The sequence below is a fragment of the Cryptosporangium sp. NPDC051539 genome (assembly GCF_044454545.1).
Lineage (GTDB): Bacteria > Actinomycetota > Actinomycetes > Mycobacteriales > Cryptosporangiaceae > Cryptosporangium.
This window is the reverse complement of sequence record NZ_JBITDV010000007.1, coordinates 357,087-376,102: the sequence shown is the minus strand read 5'-3', so window position 1 is coordinate 376,102 and position 19,016 is coordinate 357,087. Positions and strand designations below refer to the sequence as shown.

The following is a 19,016-nucleotide window of genomic DNA, read 5'->3' as shown; positions in this document are numbered from 1 at the left end:
AACACAAGGCCGTGACCAGCTTGGACGCTGATCACGGCCTTAGTTGTTTGTCCGGCTATGTCCGGCACGCTGTGGCTGTCCCCGCCAAATCCGCGCCGGGGTCCGGCCTTCGTCACCCGGTCATGACAGGATCCGACGTCGAGGCCAGGAGCTGGAACAATACGTGGTCCTGCCAGTGCCCATCGATGTGCAGGTAGGACGGTGCGGTGCCCTACTCACTAAGCACTCGGTAGGAGCGACCACGTCGCCCGGACGGTAGCCCGGCCGGCTCGTCCGTCGGCCACGCCAAGGCGGCGACGCATGGGCGCTCGTCGGGATCACAGCTGGTCCGGTTCCCAGCGGCTCGGCCGTGATCGTCACTGCCACACGTCGGACGCGAGCCGCTGGGCGTGGGCCTGGGAGACGGACCCGTGACTCTGATCGCACTGGCGACCATCGCAGTGCTGGTCGGTGCCCTGGCCGTCAGCCGCGCAGACGGCCAGGGAACGCGGGCGGTTGAACCGTAAGGCGAGCAGGCCAACCGTCAAAAACTAGTTCAGCAGCATAATACTGAGTATGCTACCCAGCATGATACCGAGTTTGCTGCGGCCATGAGTATCCGTCACGCGCTTCTGGCGCTGTTGGAAGAGGGTCCGAAGTACGGCCTTCAGCTGCGCGAAGAGTTCGAGGCGCGCACGGGCGAGATCTGGCCACTCAACGTCGGCCAGGTCTACACGACGTTGCAGCGCCTGGAACGCGACGGCTTCGTCGAGTCCGACGACGAAGCTGCTCCCGGCCCGCAGAAAGGCTTCCGGATCACCGCCGAGGGCGCCGAGGAGTTGGCCGGATGGCTGCGCACTCCCCCCGATCTGGCCTCACCGCCACGCGACGAACTGGTCATCAAGGTCCTGATCGCCGCGAGGCTGCCGGGCGCCGACGTGCACGAGATCATCCAGTCGCACCGGCGGTACGTGGTCGAGCTCATGCAGCAGTGGACGCGAGTGAAAGAAGAAGAGGGAGAGCGGGACGTCGGCTTGGCCCTGATCGTCGACGCCGAGCTGTATCGGCTGGACTCGGTCGCGCGGTGGCTGGACACGGCGGACGGCCGGCTGAAACGGGCATCGCTCGATCCACCGGCACCGAGCACGACGATGCCGCGGGTCCGGCGCCGGACCGGGGTGCGCCGATGACCGCCGTGCTCGAGTTACGCGGAGTCTCCAAGACGTACCGGGACGGCGCCGAAGCGGTGTACGCCTTGCGGGAAGCCGACTTGACGGTTGAGCCGGGCCAGATGGTCGCGGTCATGGGACCCAGCGGCTCGGGCAAGAGCACCCTGCTCACGCTCGCGGGCGCATTGGAAACGCCGACCGGCGGTGAGGTGCTGGTAGCGGGCCGGCCGTTGTCGTCGATGTCCCGCGACGACCGGGCTCGCTTGCGCCGGCGAGTGATCGGATACGTCTTCCAGGACTTCAACCTGCTGCCCGGGCTCACCGCGGCGGAGAACGTGGCCCTTCCGCTCGAGCTCGACGGGTTGCCGGCGGGCAAGGCTCGCGCAGCCGGCTTGGACGCCTTGGCGCAATTGGGGCTGGCCGACCGGGCGTCGCGGTTCCCGGACCAGCTGTCCGGCGGTGAGCGGCAGCGCGTCGCGATCGCCCGGGCCGTCGTCGGGGAACGCCGTCTGGTGCTGGCCGACGAGCCGACGGGAGCTCTCGACTCGGCGACCGGCGAGTCGGTGATGCGGCTGATTCTCACTGCCTGCCGGGCCGGAGTGGGCGCGGTCGTCGTGACCCACGACGCGCAATTGGCCTCCTGGGCCGACCGGATCGTCTTCATTCGTGACGGCAGCATCGTCGACCGCACGACCCCGCGAACCGGTCCGGAATCGCTGCTGCCCGAGGAGACGGCTCGATGAGCCTCGCGGTCGAGGACCGGCCGCTGGTGCTCGGTACCGGGCACGGTGGTCTCGCCGCGCGGCGGGCAGTGGTGCGCTGGGCCTGGCGGCTGTTCCGTCGCGAGTGGCGCCAGCAGCTGCTGGTGCTGGCCCTGCTCCTGACCGCTGTCGCGGCGACGACCGTCGGTCTGGGCATCGGCGCCAACGCCACGTCGGAAGGCGCTATCTTCGGCCGCGCCAACTACCGATTGACGCTGGCCGGCGCCCCAGCGGCGAAAGATCTCGCCAAGCTGCGTCAGTCGTTCGGCACGATCGAGGTGATCGAGCACGGGAAGCGGATCCCGGCGCCCGGTTCTGCGAACGGTGTCGACCTGCGAGCACAGGATCCAGCCGGCCCGTTCGGCCGGACCACGCTGCGGCTGGTCTCCGGCCGGTGGCCGCGCGGCGCCGACGAAGTCGCCGTCACCGAACGGGTCGCGACGATCCTCGGCCTGCACGTCGGGAAAATCTGGCACCAGGACGGCATCACGCGCCAGGTGGTCGGACTGGTCGAGAATCCGCTGGACCTGCGTGATGCGTTCGCGCTCGCGGCACCCGGACACGTCGCCGCACCGGACCACGTCGACGTGTTGCTCCGCGCCTCGCGGGTGGACTTCTTCGCGAAGCCCCGGCCTTCGGACACAACGGTCCAGGAGCGCTCCGGCGACGACGCGACCACCGTCCCGGTTCTGCTGCTCGCGACGATCGGTCTGGTCTTCGTCGGCCTGCTGGCGGTGGCCGGCTTCACGGTGATGGCCCAGCGACGGCTCCGCGCGCTCGGCATGCTCGGCGCGATGGGCGCCGCTCCCCGGCACATCCGGCTGGTCCTGCTGGCCCACGGCGCCGTCACCGGCGGGGTCGGCGCGCTCGTCGGCGCGGCGATCGGCGTGGGCGGCTGGATCGTAGTGGCTCCACGGCTGGAGATACCGCTCGGTCATCGCATCAACCGGTTCGATCTGCCGTGGGCACCAATCGTGTTCGCCGTCCTGCTGGCGACCGTCACCGCTGTCGCCGCCGCCTGGTGGCCGGCTCGCGCGGTGGCGCGCAGCCCGATCGTCGCGGCCCTGTACGCGCGGCCGGCACCGCCCCGACCGGCCCGCCGATTCGCGGTGCTCGGCCTGGCCTTCCTGCTGGCCGGTCTGACCGCGCTGCTCCTCGCCGAGCAGAAAAAACCGCCGTTCATCATCGGTGGAACCGTGGCCACCGCGGTCGCGCTGCTCCTGCTCGCACCGATGGGCGTCGCCCTCATCGGGCGGCTGGCCGGTAGCGCGCCGCTGGCCGCGCGGCTGGCGATGCGTGACCTCGCGCGCTACCAGGCTCGCTCCAGCGCGGCGCTGGCCGCGATCACCCTGGCGGTCGGAATCGCCGCGGTGGTCGCGCTGGCTGCCGGCGTCACCGCAGCGAAAGCGGCCGCACCGACCGGCGGTAACCTGCCCGCCGATCAGCTCATCGTCCGGTTGTCCCTGGAATCCGCTTCCGGACCGGTTCCGGTCCTCACCCCCACCCAGACCGACGCCGCCCGGAAACAGGCCGACGCGATCGTCGACGAGCTGCACCCCACCTCGACGCTTCTGCTGACCGGCGCCGTCTTCCCGGATCAGCCACTCGAACGTGGTGGACGCTACCCCGCTGAGCTGGCCAAGCCGCACCGCTCCGGCAGCGAGGTCGAGTACAGCGGCCGCGACTCGATCCCGGTGTACGTCGCCACCCCCGAGGTCCTTGCGCACTACGGCCTCGACGCCGTGAACCCCGACGCCGACTTCCTCACGTCTCGGGCGAATCTCGCCGGATACGACCTGATCCCCGGCCGGCAGCGCGGCTGGCACCCGGTGGTGCAACACGCCAACCTGCCCAGCCACGACTCGCTGCCGACCGTACTCATCACCGCGCGCGGGATGAACGCGAACGGAATGCACCTGACGACCATTCCGGTGGGCTGGCTGGTGAAAACCAGGCATGCACTCACCCAGGCCCAGATCGACGCGGTGGAGCGAAAGGCGGCCGCCGCCGGACTGACCATCGAATCCCGCCCGACCGGCGCAGATCAGACACGGCTGGCCCGCGGCTTCACCGCGGCCGGCATCGCGCTGGCTCTCGGTGTGCTGGCGACGACCGTCGGACTGATCCGCAGCGAGACCGCCGGTGACCTTCGCACGCTCACCGCCACCGGCGCCCCGCGACGCACCCGACGCGCGATCACTGCGGCGACCGCTGCCGCGCTCGCCCTGTCGGGAGCAGTCCTCGGTACGGCCTGCGCCTACCTGGCGATGCTCGCCTGGTACCACCGCGAGATGCACTGGCTGGCCGACCCGCCGACGCTCGACCTCATCGCGATTCTGGCCGGCCTGCCCCTCATCGCCTACCTGGGAGGCCGGTTACTGGCCGGCAGGGAGCCACGCGTGCTCACCCGGCGCCCCGCGGATTGACCGTCGGTCGTCCACGGGAAGCTTCGAGGTGCTCGAGAGCCTGGTACCGGGGTACTACGGCGGCGCCGAAGATCGCACTGCGGTACCGCCTCCGGCCGGTCGGACGTCCCTAGCGTTCTGAGCATGATCGAAGCACGACAGCTGACCAAGAAATACGGGACGAAAACCGCCGTCGACGAGGTGACCTTCACGGTCCGGGCCGGGGCCGTGACCGGCTTCCTGGGGCCGAACGGAGCCGGCAAGTCCACGACGATGCGCCTGATCGTCGGACTCGACACCCCGACCGCCGGGTCGGTCACGGTGAACGGCAAGCCGTATGCGCAGCACGCGGCTCCGCTCCACGAAGTGGGTGCCCTGCTGGAGGCCCGCTCGATCCATCCGGGCCGGTCCGCGTACAACCACCTCAGAGCGCTCGCTCTCACCCACGGGATCTCCCGCGCGCGGGTGGACGAGGTGATCGAGCGCACCGGACTGCAGTCGGTGGCCCGCAAGCGCGCCGGGGCGTTCTCGCTGGGCATGGGCCAGCGCTTGGGCATCGCCGCCGCGTTGCTCGGTGATCCGCAGACCGTGATGCTCGACGAGCCGGTCAACGGCCTGGACCCGGAGGGGGTGCTCTGGATCCGCAACCTGCTCACCGAGCTGGCCGCCGAGGGCCGGACGGTCTTCGTCTCCTCCCACCTGATGAGCGAGATGGCGCTGGTCGCCGACCGGCTGATCGTCGTCGGCCGCGGGCGCGTCCTGGCCGACACCACCGTGCAGGAGCTGGTCCGCCAGATGGGCGGGGACACGGTGGTCGTCGCCAGCGCCGACCCGTCCCGGCTGCGCAGCGCGCTGGCCGCCCCCGGCGTCGAGGTCAGCGGGCAACCGGGCTCGGAGGAGCTGACCGTCACCGGGCTGGAGGCGCGCGCCATCGGACTCGCCGCCGCCGAGCACGGCATCGCGCTGTACGAGCTGCACAGCCGTGCGGTGTCGCTCGAGGAGGCCTTCATGGAGCTCACCAAGGACGCAGTCGAATACCACGCGACCACCCCGGCGAGGACGGCATGAGCACCGCTACCGACATCGCACCTCCCGCCGATGCGCCGGCCCGACCGGCCCGGCCGGCGACCAGGGTCACGATCGCGCGGGTGGCCCGCTCCGAGTGGGCCAAGCTCTGGTCGATCCGCTCCACCTGGATCACCCTGGCCGTCGGCGCGCTGTTCCTGGTCGCGCTCGGCACGATCGCCGCGCTGCGGTTCAAGTCGAACCTCGACTCCGGCAAGCCGCTCGACCCCGACTTCGCCGACGCCACCACCTACAGCCTCGCGACGTTCGGCGTGACGTTCGCGATGATCGCGTTCGGCGTTCTCGGGGTGCTGATCACCGCGGGCGAGTACTCGACCGGCATGATCCGGTCGACGATGGCCGCGGTGCCACGCCGCCTGCCGGTGCTGTGGTCGAAGGCCGTGGTCTACGGCGCGGTCGCGTTCGTCGTCGGCGTCGTCGGCACGTTCGTGGTGTTCCTGGTGTCGAGCGGGATCCTTTCCGGCACCCGCGTCGCGATGGGCCTGGGCGACAACGAGGTCGTCCGCGGCCTGGTCGGAGTGGGCGTCTACCTCGCGCTGGTCGGAGTCATCGGCGTCGCGCTGGGGACGCTACTGCGGTCGATCGCCGGTGGCATCTCGCTGCTGGTCGGTGTGTTCCTGCTACTGCCGGGGCTGATGTCGCTGCTTCCGCTGTCCTGGCGCACCGACCTGAACCCGTACCTGCCGAGCGAGGCGGGCAGCTCCATATTTGCCCTGCAGCACGCCTCCGGCGCGCTGTCGGCCGGGACCGGGCTACTGGTCCTGTGCGGGTGGACCGCGCTCGCGGTCGCCGCGGCGGCCTATCGTCTCGTCCGCTCCGACGTCTGAGACCGTTCCGGACTTACTGTCGGACGATCGACGACGCAGAGAGGGACGACGGTGAGCCAGCACGTCGCAGGTGAACTCGCCGGCCACCCGGTGATCGCACGGCTGCTCAGCACGGAGCAGCGGCTGCGTCGCTGGGGCGCCGACCACTCCTGGGCGTTCGACACCGTCGTCGTGCTGGTGACGTTCATGCTGTTCTGCGCGCCGGACCTCGTCCACGCGGGCGGCCGGCCCGATCCGCCGATCCAGCTGACCGAGGTCTCCCGCCCGGTGATGTTGCTGTTCCAGCTCGGGCTCCTGATCCCGCTCTGGTGGCGTCGCCGGGCGCCGCTCGTAGCGCTGCACGTGGTGACGGCCGTGTTCGGTGTCCAGTGGGCGATCGGCTTCCTGCTGCGCGCCGACGTCGCGGTGCTGATCGCGATCTACAGCGTCGTGAAGTACGAGCGGATCCGACGTGTGCCGCTCGCGGCGCCGGTATTGCTCGCCGGGCTCGTGCTGGCCACCGCCCGGCTGGCCGGTCAGTTGTCGCTGGCCGACGTGGCGTTCGTCGCGATCAGCGCGGGCACCGCAGCCGCGGCGCTCGGCTTCGCCGTGCGCATCCGGCGTGCCCAGCTCGACGCCCTGCGCGAGCGGGCGGTCCGGCTCGAGATCGAGCGGGACCAGCGCAGCCGGCTGGCCGCGGCCACCGAGCGCACCCGGGTGGCGCGCGAGATGCACGACATCGTCGGGCACAGCCTGTCGGTGATCATCACGCTCGCCGACGGTGGCGCCTACGCCGCCGACGTCACCCCGGAGCGGAGCAAGCAGGCGTTGCAGCTGATCGGTGACACCGGACGCCGATCGCTGGGCGAGCTCCGGCGCATCCTCGGAGTCCTCCGGGAGCAGACCGACGAACCGGAACTCCACCCGCAACCCGGAATCGCCGACCTCGACCCGCTCTGCCAGCGCGTCCGCGACGCCGGCGCCGAGGTCGAGTACCACACCGGCGGCGACCTCGGCGCGCTCGACCTCGGCATCCAGCTCGCCGTCTACCGGATCGTGCAAGAGGCGCTCACCAACGCGCTTCGGCACGCCGGTCCGCAGACGCGGATCCACCTCACCGTCCGCGCCGAGAACAACCGTGTACAGCTCGTCGTCCGTGACAGCGGACGACGAGCCGGAGCGACACCCCCGCCGGAGCCGGCGGAAACCGGGCACGGTCTGATCGGCATGCGGGAACGGGCGGCGCTCTACGGCGGGTCGGTCACCGTCGGCCCGGCCGACGACGGAGGGTGGATCGTGCAGGCCGTGCTGTTCACCGCTCATGACGAGGATCCGGCATGATCACCGTTCTCATCGCCGACGACCAACCGCTCCAACGGTTCGGCTTCCGCATGTTGCTCGACAGCACGCCCGACACCGACGTCGTCGGCGAGGCGGACAACGGCGCCGACGCGGTCCGTCAGACCGCCGCGCTGCGTCCCGACGTCGTCCTGATGGACGTCCGGATGCCCGGGATGGACGGGATCGAAGCGACGCGCCGGATCGTCGGATCCGGTGGCCGGTCGCGGACGCTGATGCTCACCACGTTCGACCTCGACGAGTACGTGCACACCGCGTTGCGCGCGGGAGCCAGCGGGTTCCTGCTCAAGGACGTCCGCCCGGAGGAGCTCCTGGCCGGCATCCGCGCCGTGGCCGCCGGCGACGCGGTCATCGCCCCCGCCCTCACCCGCCGGCTGCTCGACGAGTTCGCCCAGCATCTCGACACCACGCCGAACCGTTCCGCGGCGCCCGATCCACGGCTGGCCACGTTGACCGACCGTGAGCGCGAGGTGCTGGTAGCGATCGGCCAGGGCTGGACCAACGCCGAACTCGCGGCCCGGCTCGTCCTGTCGGAGTCGACAGTCAAAACGCACGTCGGTCGCGTACTGGCCAAGATCGGAGCCCGCGACCGCGTCCAGGCCGTCATCTTCGCCTACGACGTGGGCCTGACCCACCCACGGGCGCCCGGCTGACCGGGGGCGGCCTCGAGCGTCAGGTTCCCGGGCCGCCCGCGGTCGGCGCCCCGTCTCGATACCGTTTCGGGCATGCAGGTCGTGCGGGTTCTCGGTCCGACGTCGGTCGTCGCCTCGGACGGCCGCGAACTCGACCTCGGAGCCCGGCGGCACGTGGAGGTGCTCGCGCTCCTGGCCGCGCACCGCCGCCGACACGTCAGTGCGGAAACTCTCGCCGATCTGGTCTGGCGCGGCGATCCACCGCCCTCGGCCACCACGACGCTCCAGGGCTACATCTCGCGGCTGCGCCGGCTGCTGGAGCCGGAACGAGCGGCCAACGCCTCGCCGACCTGGATCGTCACCGTCAGCGACGGCTACCGGCTGGATCTTCCCCTCGACGCCGACCGCTTCGAGGCGGACGTCCGGCAGGCCCGCGAGCTGCTGGACGCGGCGCCGGGCCGTGCCGCCGACCTCCTCGGTGCCGCGCTGGCTTCCTGGCGGGGGCCCGCCTACGCCGAGGTGCGCGACGTCGAGGCGGTGTTACCGGAGGTGCACCGCCTCGAGGAGCTGCGGGTCGTGGCCCGGGAAGCGCACGCTCAGGCCCTTCTCGCCGCGGGCGAGGACGCCGAGGTGGTACCCGACCTGCGTCGGTTGGTCGCCGAGTATCCGATGCGCGAACGCGGGCCGGCGCTGTTGGCGACCGCCCTGTACCGCAGCGGCAGGCAGGCGGATGCGCTCACCGTCCTACGTGACCTGCGCCGCCGGCTCGTCGACGAGTTGGGAGTGGACCCCGGGCCGGAGATCTCGGCGCTGGAGAATCGACTGCTCAACCAGGACCCGCGGCTGCTGCCGGACACGACGGTCAAGCGGCCCCGCAGCGGATTCGCCGGTCGCGGCCCCGAGCTCACCGTGCTGCGCCGCGCGTGGGAGCGGGCGTGCGCCGGGGTGACCTCGACGGCGGTGGTTCGGGGCGAGGCCGGCATCGGAAAGACCCGCCTGGTCGAGGAGTTGATCAACGGAGCAGTGACCGGGTCCGGTGGGGTGGCCCGCTGGGGTCGCTGTCCCGCCGCCCCCGGTGCACCGGCGTACTGGCCGTGGGCCCAAGTGCTCGACGGCCTTCCCCCGGTCGACGCGGCGATGGAGGCCGGCCGGTTCGCGTTCGGCCTGGACCTCGCGAAGAGGCTGCGCGAGATGGCCGGCGACCGTGGCGTCGCGGTGGTGCTCGACGACGCTCACTGGGCCGACCCCGACTCGCTCTTCGTGCTCGAGATCGTGCTCGACACGCTCGGCGACGTGCCGCTGCTGCTCGTTCTCACCGCCCGCGACGATCCTCCGCGCGCGCCCGGCGCGTTGAGGCGAGTGCTGGCCGGCATGGCCCGTCGTCGTAGCCACGTCGACGTCCGGCTCGCCGGTTTGACCGACGACGAGGCCGCCTCCCTGCTGGCCGGACTCGCCACGCGGCCGCTCCCCCCGGGTACCGCGGCGGACCTCGTCGCCCGTACGGGCGGCAACCCGTACTTCCTCACGTCGCTGACCGCGCTCGCCTCGGACGCCGACCTGCCCGGCGACGTCCGCGACACCGTCCGCGCCCGGGTCGACGCGCTGCCGGACGGTGGCGCCGACCTCGTCGCAGCGCTCTCCGTGGCGGGCCGAGACCTCCGGCTCACCGTCGCCGCGGCGGCTGCGGGCCGAACCCCCGACTCGATCGAACAGGCCTTGGCCGCCGCGCTGCGTGGTGGACTCGTGGAGGAGCCGGCCCCCGGCCTGCTGCGCATCAGCCACGACATCGTCCGCGAGGCGGTGGCCGCCGACCTCGGACCGGTCAAGCGCACCACTCTGCACACCCGCCTGGCCGACTCCTTCGCCGCGACGGGAGCGGGATCGTCCGGTGCCGTCGCCGAACACCGGCTCGCCGCGGCGGGCGGCGCGGCTGACGAGCGCGCGGCCCGGGCAGCTCTCGACGCCGGCCGCGGCTCTCTCGCCGCGACCGCGCTGGACGAGGCCGTGATCTGGGCGCATCGCGGCCTGTCCGTCGCCGTCGGCAACGAGGTGAGGGCCGATTTGCACCGGGTCGCGGGCATCGCCGCGCGGCGATCCGGGCAGCTCGAAATGAGCGAGACCGAGCTGCGCCAGGACGCCGACATCGCCCGTCGCCGCGGCGACTGGACCAGGTTCGCGCGGACCGCACTGGAGTCGGCTCCCGGCGGCATCGGTGGATACTGGGCACTGTTCGGCATACCGCTGCTGGGACCGAGCGTCCTGCTGCAAGAGGCGCTGACCCACCTCGACGCGATCCCGGCGCCGCTGCGCGCCCGCCTGCTCGCCGCCGAGTCCACCCAGCGAACCGGGACCGACCAGAGCGGCGCCGCTGACCTCGCCTCCCGCGCGCTGGCCGAGGCAGGCGCCGATCGCGATGCACGGGCCCGCGCGCTCGTGGCGTCGATCCTGGCGGCCTGGACGCCGGACACGGCGCCGGACCGGCTCGGTCAGGTCGAGGAACTGCTCGGCCTCTGCGCCCACGACGCCGGTCTCGAAGCGACCGCCGCGCACCTGCATCGATGTGTGCTGCTCGAGCTCGGGCGGCCGGGTGAGTCGGCCCGGGCCTCACGCCGGTTCACCGCGATCGCGGCGCGCACCCGGGACCCGGACCTCGAACTGCTCGACACCTGGTGGCGGACCGGTCTGCAACTGCTCCGCGGCGAGTCGCACGCAGCCCGCGCGACGGCGGTCTCGGCCGCCGGAGCCGTCGCGCTCACCTCGCCGGCGGCGACCGCCCTCGACGTCATCTCGCGCGCCACCGTCGAAGGCATCGCCGCGTGGCACGACGGCCGGCTGATCGACGCCGTCGGCGACGCGGTCGATCTCGCGGCCACCGCCGATCCGGCGTTCATGCTGGTCGTGGCCCTCGGACACGCGGAGGCCGGCCATCGCGACGCCGCGCTGCCCGTCCTCGACCGGCTCCTCTCCGACCCGCCGGAAGGTCAGCGGCGTACTGCGTGGGCGGTCATGCTCAGCGCGGCACTCATCGCACTGCACGACGCCGATCGGCTCGCCGTCCTCCTGCCCGTGCTGCGGTCCTACGGGCGGCAGAACATCGTGCTCTGGCCGGGCGTGGTCGTCCTCGGGCCGGCCCAGCTCTATCTCGGCGGAACGCTCGCAGTCCTCGGCGAGATCGCCGAGGCGCGCGAGGTGCTCTCGGCCGCCCTCGAACAGGCCGAGGTACTCGGCTCCCGCCCGTTCGCCGACCGGGCCCGGGCCTTGCTCGCCTCCCTGCCCGGCTGACCGGTCCAAGCCGGCGACCAGCGAGTCCCGACCGCCGTCGCGAACCGTGACGGCATGACCACCACAGTCCGCTCGAGAGACCCGCTCACTCGCACCGCCCGCCGCGAGGCCGTCTACTTCATCGCCCTGCAGTCGCTTCTCGCTCTCGCCGCCACCGCCGTCGCGGCCGCCGAGGATGTCGACGTCCGCCGGATCGAGGACGCGTCGCCGCTGGGCCAGGCCGCCGCCTACGGAATGGCGCTGACGCCGCTGGTCGCGGCGTTCGCCGTCCGGTGGCGCACCACCGGTCGCCTCCGCGGCTGGGGGTTCCGCCGCACGTCGTGGCGCGCGCTGTTGCTGGCCTGGGCCGTCGGCGTCCTGCCGGTACTCGCGGCTGCTCTCGCGGTGTGGACGACGGGCGCCGGGCGCTTCGACGGCGCGGCCGCGGCCGTCGCGCTCGGCCTCGGCAGCCCGCTGCTCGCCGCCGTCACGGCCGGCACCCTGATGGTGCTGCCGTACGTGCTGCTCGCTCTGGCCGAGGACGTCGGATGGCGTGGCCTCCTCGTCACCCGGCTCCGCCAGATCAGCCGCCCACGGACGGTCTACCTCGTCAGCGGGACGGCGTGGAGCCTGTCGCACGTGTGGCTGCTGCTGTTCCTCGGCGGCGTCCCGGAGGGCGTCTCACCGCTGTACGCCGTGGCGATGTTCACGATCGGGACGACCGCGCTGGGAGCGATCCTGGCAGCGATGCAGCTGCGGTGGGGAATGTGGCCGGGCGTCGTCGCGCACGCGGCCGTCAACGCGGTCCTCTACCACTTCACCGAACCGGCCACCGCGACGACCGGCACCGCGACGGCCTGGATCGCGACCGAGACCGGGCTCGCGTACGCCGCGGCGATGGTGCTCGCTGCGCTGGTCTTTCTGCGCTGGTTCGCGACTGCGGCGGCGCACCAGCCGCACACCAGCGGCACCGGCGACGCTTCCCGGCGGAAGTGACCGGAGCGATCGAAGGAGTTCTCATGGACGCGTTCACCCTCCGCCGGCTCAGTGGCCTGGCCGCTGTCGCCGCCGGCCCGCTGTGCGTCATCGGCGGACTGCTGCACCCCATCGAACACGGGCACGCGCACACCCCGGAGGCACTCGCGCAGGCACACGTCCTCGGCTCGTCGGCGCTGCTGATCGGCACCGTGCTGCTCCTGATCGGCCTACCCGGCGTCTACGGCTGGATCGCGCCCCGAGCGGGCCGGCTGGGCCTCGTCGGCTTCGTCCTCTACTTCCTGGGCAACCTGCTCAGCGCTGTCCCGCACCTGGTGCTCATGAACTTCGCCGCGTCGGATCTGGCTGAGCGGCACCCCGAGGTGATCTCGGAGCACGATGCGGTCCTCGCCGCGCCGGCCTTCGAGACGGAGCAGCTGGCCTCGGGCGTCGTACTCGTCTTCGGGCTTCTTCTCTTCGCCATCGGTCTGGTGCGGGCCACCGGCCTTCCCCGGTGGCCGGGCTGGGCCGGCATCGCCGGTGCGGTGGTCGTCTTCCTGCCGCTGCCCGTGCTGCCGGTGGTGACCGGCCTGCAGATCGAATTGCTGCGCGGCGCGATGCTCCTCGGGCTCGGTGTGCTCGCGATCCGCTCCACCCGCAGGCCGGCGCTGACGACGCCGGACGTCGCAGTCGTCGTCTGAACCACGACCAGGAGAGGAGCCCACCATGACCGTCTTGGTGATCGGAGCGACCGGCAGCATCGGCCGGGAAGTCGCCACCGCCCTGCTCGCGGGCGGCACCCGGGTTCGCGCGCTGGTGCGGACCCGGGAGCGCGAGGAACTGTTGCCGCCGGGACTGGCGCCCGTCCTCGGTGACCTCCGCGACGAGCATTCCGTCACGGCCGCTCTGACCGGCGTCGACGCCGCGCTGTACGTCTCGCCGCACGACCCGGACGAGGTGCGGATGGCGGACCTGTTCGTCACCGCCTGCGACCGCCTCGACGTCCGGCTCGTCTTCGCCGGCGTCGTGCTGACCGCGCCGAGCCGCTCGGCCAGGCTCGCCACCGAGACGCTGGTCCGCACGTTCCTCCCGCACTACCGAGGCAAACTGCGCGTCGCCCGCCGGGTCGCCGCCGCGCAACGGGAGCCGGTGTTGTTCGGGGTCGCGAACTACTTCCAGAACGACGAGGTGATCCGCGCCGACATCCTCGACGGGCGGTACGGACTGCCGACGCATCACAACGGGCTGAACCGCATCGATCTGCGGGACGTCGGCGAGATCGCGGCCCGGGCCCTGCGGGACCCGGATTTCCCCGCCGGTACCACGGCGCTGGCCGGTCCGGAATCGGTCAGCGGCCCGCGGGCCGCCCAGCTCTGGAGCGAGGCGCTCGACCGGCCGGTGCGCTACGACGGCGATCGCCAGGACTGGTCGGACGCCCTGGCCCGCCACCTCAGCGGCCCCAAACTCGCGGACTTCCGGCGCTCGTACGGCTTCATCGCCCGGTTCCCTCTGCCGGCCCCGGCTCGCGACATCGCCGGGACGACCGCCCTGCTCGGTCGTCCTCTCCGCAGCTACGAGACGTATGTCCGGGACACGGCCGAGCGCTGGAACTGCGAGGACCCGTCCAGGTCCGGGCGCGGAGGCAGCTACCCGCCGTCGTGACGATCGCCGGCGCCTAGAGCCAGCGCGGCTCGCTCGTGCCCCAGGCGACCGGGCCGGACGCCCAGTCCCGGGGGCCGCCGTCGAGCCGGAACGGCGGCACGGCGTGCCGAATGGTTCCGTAGGCGCTCGGCAGCTCGGCGAGCCACGGTTCCGGATCGGGACGGGCGCCCCCGGGGTCGTCCGGGCGCGGGGCGTCGAGTAGCCAGGACGCGGTCCCGGCCAGCGACACGGCTATCGTGCTGCCGCTCTGGCCGGCGGCCCGACGGGTCAGCGCGCGAAGGATCGCAGCGGCCAGCAGGTAACCAGTGGCATGGTCCAGTGCTTGAGCCGGAAGCACGCCCGGCCCGCCCGGCCCGCCCGGCCCGCCCTCCACGATCGCGATTCCGGTCGCGACCTGGACCAGGCTGTCGAAACCCCTCCGGTCGCGCCAGGGGCCGGTATCGCCCCAGGCGCTGAGGCTCGCGACCACGAGATCGGGATGGTTCGCGCGAATCGTCCCCGCGTCCAGGCCGAGGGCGGCGAGCGCACCGGGGCGGTAGCCGGTCACCAGCACGTCGGCACCGGCCAGCAACTCGGCGAAACGCCGCCGAGCGGCCGAGTCGGTCAGGTCGAGCAGCGCCGACCGCTTCCCGACGCCCGTGTCCAGGTGCTGAGGAATCAGCTCCGGCAACCCCGGCGGATCCACCCGTAGCACCTCCGCCCCCAGGAACGCGAGCGTGCGGGTGGCGACCGGCCCGGCGATGACCCGCGTCAGATCGAGCACCCGCAAACCCGCGGCCGGCATCGGCGACCCCGCCGCCTGCGCCGACCCCGCCGCCTGCGCGGGCCTCGCCGCCTCCCCCGGCTCCGGCGGTCCCTGCACCGGCCCCGGAAGGGGACGGACCGCGTCGCTCCCCGCGGTCACGCTCACCAGGGGGTGCGCCGCCGCGGCCCGGCCCGGCGCCGACCCTGCCCACTCGTCCGGCGTCCGCACGGAGACGGCGAGAGCGCCGGCCTTCGTGGCGTCCGCCTCGAAAGAGCGGGAGGACACGGCGGCGAGGCGGTCGGCGACAGCGGCCCGGTCGGCACCGGGTGGGAGCCCGAGCACGGCGAGGAGCCGCGCCGCGTGATGCGGGTAGTTGGCGTGCGTGCGGATCCATCCGTCGCGGGTGCGGAAGAACCCGGAGAGCGGCGCGAAACTGTCGAACGCCTCGCCGTCGCGGCGCAGGTGCCGCTCGCTGGTGAACGCGGTCGCGACCGCGGACCGGTCGACGGTGGCGACGGCCGGCGGTCCGCCGCGGGCCGCGAGCAACTCGGTCGCGGCCGACGCGGCGGCCGCCACGCTCGCCACCGCCAGGTCGGTCACCGGCAGCGCGGACGGAAGCGTTCCGTCCGGGCCGGTGCGACGCGCGGTGAACTCCGGCGGTCCGTCCCAGAACTCCGTCACGGCCCGACGCTACGCCGGCGAGCCGCCCAGCCGACACCGCGGTAACGCTCCGTCACCGACGGGTGGTAGTGAACCCCCGTATCGGCCACCGATCCACCGTCGAGCGCTCACGCGCACCTTTGTCCGGACGTCCGTGAGCTGCGGATCTCGGCGCCGGCTGACGCCCACCACGGCGAATCGCGTCCGGGCGGCGGTGGCGCGGAGCCCGGTGGCGGTCTTTTTCCGGAGCCGAAGTGGTGCCGTGAAACGATGGCGAGGTGACGATCATCGACCTCAGCCACCGGATCAACGCGGGCCTGATCACGTATCCCGGTCTGCCCGCGCCGACGATCACGCCGTTCCTGACCCGCGAGGAATCACGCTCCCGCTACGCGCCCGGCACCGAATTCGCGATGGACGTGATCACGCTGATCGGCAATACCGGGACCTATCTGGACTCGCCGTTCCACCGCTACCCCAACGGCTCCGACCTCGCCGGACTCGACCTGTCGACGCTGGTCGACCTGCGTGCAGAGGTATTTCACCTGGCTGAGACCTGGTCGCCGGACGACCGTGGAATTCCGGCGTCGGCATTTGCGGAAAGAGACGTCCGAGGCGCCGCGATTCTGCTCGATACCGGGTGGAGTCGCCATTTCGGGTCGCCGGAGTACGGTGTCGGCGCGCCTTTCCTGAGTGGCGCGGGCGCACAATTCCTCGTGGACGCGGGCGCGATTCTGGTCGGCATCGATTCGGTGAACATCGACGACACCGAGTCCGGCGGGGAGCGCCCGGCGCACAGCGTCCTGCTGGGCGCCGGGGTGCACGTGGTCGAGCATCTGACGCGCCTGGAGGAGTTGCCGTCCTCGGGTGCGTCCTTCACCGCGGCGCCGCCGGCCATCGAGGGGTTCGGGACGTTCCCGGTCCGCGCGTTCGCCAAGGTTTGAAACCAAATATCCGCTCTCACGTCCCGCGATGCGTGACGTTGTCTCTTGACGTGAGAGAAACGTGGCTGGAATATGCCGAAGTGACGCTGATCCCCATGTGCGGCCCCGACCTGGGCGCTGTCGTCTCTCGCCGAGTCACCGCGCGCTGACGGCCGGATGGCCGAACGCACTTCTGACTGCTCTCCCCTCAACCTCCCGAGGAGCCAGAAATGAGACGTTTGCCGATAAAGGTCGCCGCCGCGGCCAGTCTTGTCGTCGCGCTCGCCGCCTGCACCAGCCCCGGCGACACGGCCGAGACGACGGCCAGCGCGTCGGCCGGGAGCGCGTCCGCGGCCGGACCCGACGTCAACGGTGACGGCCAGGTGGTCATCGGCGTGCTCAGCCCGGGCGACCTCAACGACAACGGCTACTACGAGAGCTTCGTCGCGAAGGCGCAGGCGTTCACTGACAGTAAAGGCTGGAAGCTCATCAAGGTCGGGTCGATCAACCCGGCCGACGCACTGAACCAGGCCCGCAACCTCTGTCGCCAGAAGGTCGACATGGTCGCGCTGGGCGCCAGCGAGCTGAAGGACGCGATCCCGGCCTCGGAGGAGTCCGTCTGCGCCAAGACGGCTTGGTACGTGCCGGCGCAGCAGGACCTCAAGCAGACGTCGAAGATCACGATCTCGCGGGACTTCATCAACGAGGTCATCCTCGCGACCGGCTACGCCAACGGCTTGCTGATGAAGGAGAAGGGCTACACCAAGGCCGGTTACGTCACCGGCCCGGAAGCGGATTTCTCCGTGCAGGCGGCCAAGGCCTTCAAGGCCGGCATCCGTGAGGTCGTGCCGAACGCCACGCTGGTCACCACGTACACCGGTGACTTCAACGACTCCGCCAAGGCCAAGGAAGCGGCCCAGGCCCAGGTCAACCAGGGTGTGCAGGCGCTCTACCCGTACCTCGGCGGCGCGACCGACGCGGTCGCCGCGTTCGGCAACACCAAGAACCTCATCCTCTCGACGCCCGGCACCGACCGATGCGCGTCGACCAGTCCGAAGTTCCAGGTGTCGTCGATCTTCGACCCGGGCGAGTACTTCGCCGCGGCGCTGCAGGACTTCTCGGAGGGCAAGCTGAAGATGGGCGTCGCCCGCGACTGGCACATCGGCAAGGACCCGGTCCCGACGGTGAAGATCTGTGATGGGACGGCCGAGCAGAACACGGCGCTCGAGACGTTCATCAAGGACATCGGCAGCGGCAAGATCAACGTCGACACCGAGGTGGCCAAGCTCGGCGCGTGAGCGCGAGGGAGTGCACGCGGCCGGCCGCGTGCACTCCCAGCAGTCGGCAGCTCCCCGTCCGGCGACCCAGTCCGGCAGTCCCGTCCGGCGGCCCGCGCCGGGGCTAGCCGCGGACGTGGATCACCGCGTACTCGCCGTTCGTGCGCCAGGCTTTCCCGGTCGCGTCCAGCGACTCCGCCCGCTCCTCGGTCAGCCCGACCGCAACGTCGCACTTCAGCGTCCGTAGCGCCGCCACCGGGCTGGGAAAGTGCCCGGTGAGCTCCGCGAACGGCGCGGTCGGGTGCCAGCGCCGGTCTCCCACCAGCCGCCGGTAGTTCAGGTCGCCCTTCGAGATCGTCAGCGACGCCCGGCCGAGTCGCTCCCGCAACGCCACCGGCATCGCGTCGTACGTGAGCGGCCCGCAGAAGAACTCGTGCGTGGCCAGTTCGAGATGCCCGGTGCGGACGCGCTCGAACAGCCGCCCTCCCACGGTGGCCGCTCGTCCCCCGGCGTCGCGCAGCCGTGCGACCGCGGCCAGAACGTCCGCCACCGTGGCGTCCGACACGTAGTACGGGTGCGGTTTCACGTGCAGCACCACCGCGGTCGCGAGACCGGACTCGAGCAGGTGGTCGAGGAGGACGAGGTCCGGCAGGACCTCCCGACCGGCGTTGTCGGCGAGCAGGTGCACCTCGCCCGCCGGACCGTCGTGCAGCAAACCGCGGAGCGCGTCGCTGTCGTCGGCGATCAACCCACTGGTGGCGGACGAGGCCGTCGGACCGGCCTGGAAGCTGAGGTCGGCGCGGTTGCCCCAGAGGGACGAGCCGACCAGCGCGTCCCACTGCTCGTCGGCCGGACGCCCGGCGAGATCGTCGAGCGCCGCGAGTTCCTGGTCGACCTCCGCACCGGCCAGTTCGGCGGCCTTGGTGGGGCCGAACGGGTCGAGGCCGCGCCAGAGACCGGGCCGGAAGTACTCCACCGCATCGAGCAGACGCCGGTAGAAGTAGCTCTCGGCCCAGAGGAACGGCGTCTCGCCCCAGGGCAGACCGCGGTATTCCGGACGCCACCAGGGCCAGGGCTCGTGCCGCAGGGACTCCACGTCGAGCGCCGTCACCACCCCGGACGTGGACTCGGCCAGCAGCACGGCGAGCGCGTCCCGCTGCGCGGCCGGTCTGGGCAGCGCGGTCGCGACCCGCTCGATCAGGACCGGGTGCCGGTCGTGGAACACGCTCCACGGGAAGGACGCCGGGTCCGCGCTGTCGATCTCGGGCGCCAGTAGCTCGGTCACACAGGAGATCCTAGGAACAGCCCGCCCCGGC

15 protein-coding genes are annotated in these 19,016 nt (G+C 71.9%); 13 read left to right on the top strand and 2 right to left on the bottom strand.

Annotation, left to right across the window (positions count from 1 at the left end; translation table 11 throughout):
- The first annotated feature begins 590 nt into the window (after positions 1–590).
- The 11 genes from ACIBZJ_RS23665 to ACIBZJ_RS23615 all read left to right on the top strand — a co-directional run bounded on the left by ACIBZJ_RS23665 (position 591) and on the right by ACIBZJ_RS23615 (position 14,095).
- Positions 591–1,169 carry a PadR family transcriptional regulator gene (locus ACIBZJ_RS23665; protein ID WP_395932979.1) on the top strand — a complete coding sequence of 193 codons (579 nt, stop codon included), beginning with the start codon at positions 591–593 and terminating at the stop codon, positions 1,167–1,169.
- Complete coding sequence (locus ACIBZJ_RS23660) at positions 1,166–1,891, top strand: ABC transporter ATP-binding protein (RefSeq protein WP_395932977.1); 726 nt, start codon at positions 1,166–1,168, stop codon at positions 1,889–1,891. The genes ACIBZJ_RS23665 and ACIBZJ_RS23660 overlap by 4 nt, the downstream gene beginning before the upstream one ends.
- Positions 1,888–4,335, top strand: a complete 2,448-nt coding sequence (locus ACIBZJ_RS23655; protein ID WP_395932975.1) for an ABC transporter permease — start codon at positions 1,888–1,890, stop codon at positions 4,333–4,335. The genes ACIBZJ_RS23660 and ACIBZJ_RS23655 overlap by 4 nt, the downstream gene beginning before the upstream one ends.
- 123 nt (positions 4,336–4,458) lie before the next feature.
- Positions 4,459–5,382 (top strand): ATP-binding cassette domain-containing protein, encoded by a 924-nt coding sequence (locus ACIBZJ_RS23650; RefSeq protein WP_395932973.1) that lies wholly within the window; start codon positions 4,459–4,461, stop codon positions 5,380–5,382.
- Positions 5,379–6,227, top strand: a complete 849-nt coding sequence (locus ACIBZJ_RS23645) for an ABC transporter permease (RefSeq protein ID WP_395932971.1) — start codon at positions 5,379–5,381, stop codon at positions 6,225–6,227. Before ACIBZJ_RS23650 ends, ACIBZJ_RS23645 begins: the two co-directional genes overlap by 4 nt.
- A gap of 51 nt (positions 6,228–6,278) precedes the next feature.
- Positions 6,279–7,547, top strand: a complete 1,269-nt coding sequence (locus tag ACIBZJ_RS23640; RefSeq protein WP_395932969.1) for a sensor histidine kinase — start codon at positions 6,279–6,281, stop codon at positions 7,545–7,547.
- A complete protein-coding gene (locus ACIBZJ_RS23635) occupies positions 7,544–8,218 on the top strand; it encodes a response regulator (protein ID WP_395932967.1) in 675 nt (224 codons plus the stop codon). The genes ACIBZJ_RS23640 and ACIBZJ_RS23635 overlap by 4 nt, the downstream gene beginning before the upstream one ends.
- A 72-nt stretch (positions 8,219–8,290) precedes the next feature.
- A complete protein-coding gene (locus ACIBZJ_RS23630; protein WP_395932965.1) occupies positions 8,291–11,479 on the top strand; it encodes a BTAD domain-containing putative transcriptional regulator in 3,189 nt (1,062 codons plus the stop codon).
- A 54-nt stretch (positions 11,480–11,533) separates the two neighbouring features.
- The gene (locus ACIBZJ_RS23625; RefSeq protein WP_395932963.1) at positions 11,534–12,454 is read left to right on the top strand and encodes a type II CAAX prenyl endopeptidase Rce1 family protein; all 921 of its coding nucleotides are present in this window, start codon (positions 11,534–11,536) and stop codon (positions 12,452–12,454) included.
- Positions 12,455–12,477: 23 nt separating this feature from the next.
- On the top strand, positions 12,478–13,134 hold the full coding sequence (locus ACIBZJ_RS23620; RefSeq protein WP_395932961.1) for a hypothetical protein: 657 nt from the start codon (positions 12,478–12,480) through the stop codon (positions 13,132–13,134).
- A gap of 25 nt (positions 13,135–13,159) precedes the next feature.
- Positions 13,160–14,095 carry an SDR family oxidoreductase gene (locus ACIBZJ_RS23615; protein WP_395932959.1) on the top strand — a complete coding sequence of 312 codons (936 nt, stop codon included), beginning with the start codon at positions 13,160–13,162 and terminating at the stop codon, positions 14,093–14,095.
- A gap of 13 nt (positions 14,096–14,108) precedes the next feature.
- Here the strand turns inward: ACIBZJ_RS23615 and ACIBZJ_RS23610 are convergent, their stop codons facing one another.
- Positions 14,109–15,521, bottom strand: coding sequence for a CoA transferase (locus tag ACIBZJ_RS23610; RefSeq protein ID WP_395932957.1), 1,413 nt, complete (start codon positions 15,519–15,521; stop codon positions 14,109–14,111).
- 257 nt (positions 15,522–15,778) lie between these two features.
- Between ACIBZJ_RS23610 and ACIBZJ_RS23605 the strand changes: the two genes are divergently transcribed.
- Positions 15,779–16,444: a cyclase family protein gene (locus ACIBZJ_RS23605; RefSeq protein WP_395932955.1), complete on the top strand. Its 666-nt coding sequence runs from the start codon at positions 15,779–15,781 to the stop codon at positions 16,442–16,444.
- Positions 16,445–16,653: 209 nt separating this feature from the next.
- Positions 16,654–17,721, top strand: coding sequence for a BMP family ABC transporter substrate-binding protein (locus ACIBZJ_RS23600; protein WP_395932953.1), 1,068 nt, complete (start codon positions 16,654–16,656; stop codon positions 17,719–17,721).
- A gap of 103 nt (positions 17,722–17,824) precedes the next feature.
- Here the strand turns inward: ACIBZJ_RS23600 and ACIBZJ_RS23595 are convergent, their stop codons facing one another.
- Positions 17,825–18,985, bottom strand: a complete 1,161-nt coding sequence (locus ACIBZJ_RS23595; RefSeq protein ID WP_395932951.1) for a damage-control phosphatase ARMT1 family protein — start codon at positions 18,983–18,985, stop codon at positions 17,825–17,827.
- Positions 18,986–19,016: the final 31 nt, after the last annotated feature.

Bases quoted from the DNA above. Each gene is read 5' to 3' on its own strand.
- ACIBZJ_RS23660 (WP_395932977.1), top strand. From the start codon at position 1,166: ATGACCGCCGTGCTCGAGTTACGCGGAGTCTCCAAGACGTACCGGGAC.
- ACIBZJ_RS23615 (WP_395932959.1), top strand. From the start codon at position 13,160: ATGACCGTCTTGGTGATCGGAGCGACCGGCAGCATCGGCCGGGAAGTC.
- ACIBZJ_RS23600 (WP_395932953.1), top strand. From the start codon at position 16,654: ATGAGACGTTTGCCGATAAAGGTCGCCGCCGCGGCCAGTCTTGTCGTC.
- ACIBZJ_RS23645 (WP_395932971.1), top strand. From the start codon at position 5,379: ATGAGCACCGCTACCGACATCGCACCTCCCGCCGATGCGCCGGCCCGA.
- ACIBZJ_RS23625 (WP_395932963.1), top strand. From the start codon at position 11,534: ATGACCACCACAGTCCGCTCGAGAGACCCGCTCACTCGCACCGCCCGC.
- ACIBZJ_RS23620 (WP_395932961.1), top strand. From the start codon at position 12,478: ATGGACGCGTTCACCCTCCGCCGGCTCAGTGGCCTGGCCGCTGTCGCC.
- ACIBZJ_RS23630 (WP_395932965.1), top strand. From the start codon at position 8,291: ATGCAGGTCGTGCGGGTTCTCGGTCCGACGTCGGTCGTCGCCTCGGAC.
- ACIBZJ_RS23635 (WP_395932967.1), top strand. From the start codon at position 7,544: ATGATCACCGTTCTCATCGCCGACGACCAACCGCTCCAACGGTTCGGC.
- ACIBZJ_RS23665 (WP_395932979.1), top strand. From the start codon at position 591: ATGAGTATCCGTCACGCGCTTCTGGCGCTGTTGGAAGAGGGTCCGAAG.
- ACIBZJ_RS23650 (WP_395932973.1), top strand. From the start codon at position 4,459: ATGATCGAAGCACGACAGCTGACCAAGAAATACGGGACGAAAACCGCC.
- ACIBZJ_RS23655 (WP_395932975.1), top strand. From the start codon at position 1,888: ATGAGCCTCGCGGTCGAGGACCGGCCGCTGGTGCTCGGTACCGGGCAC.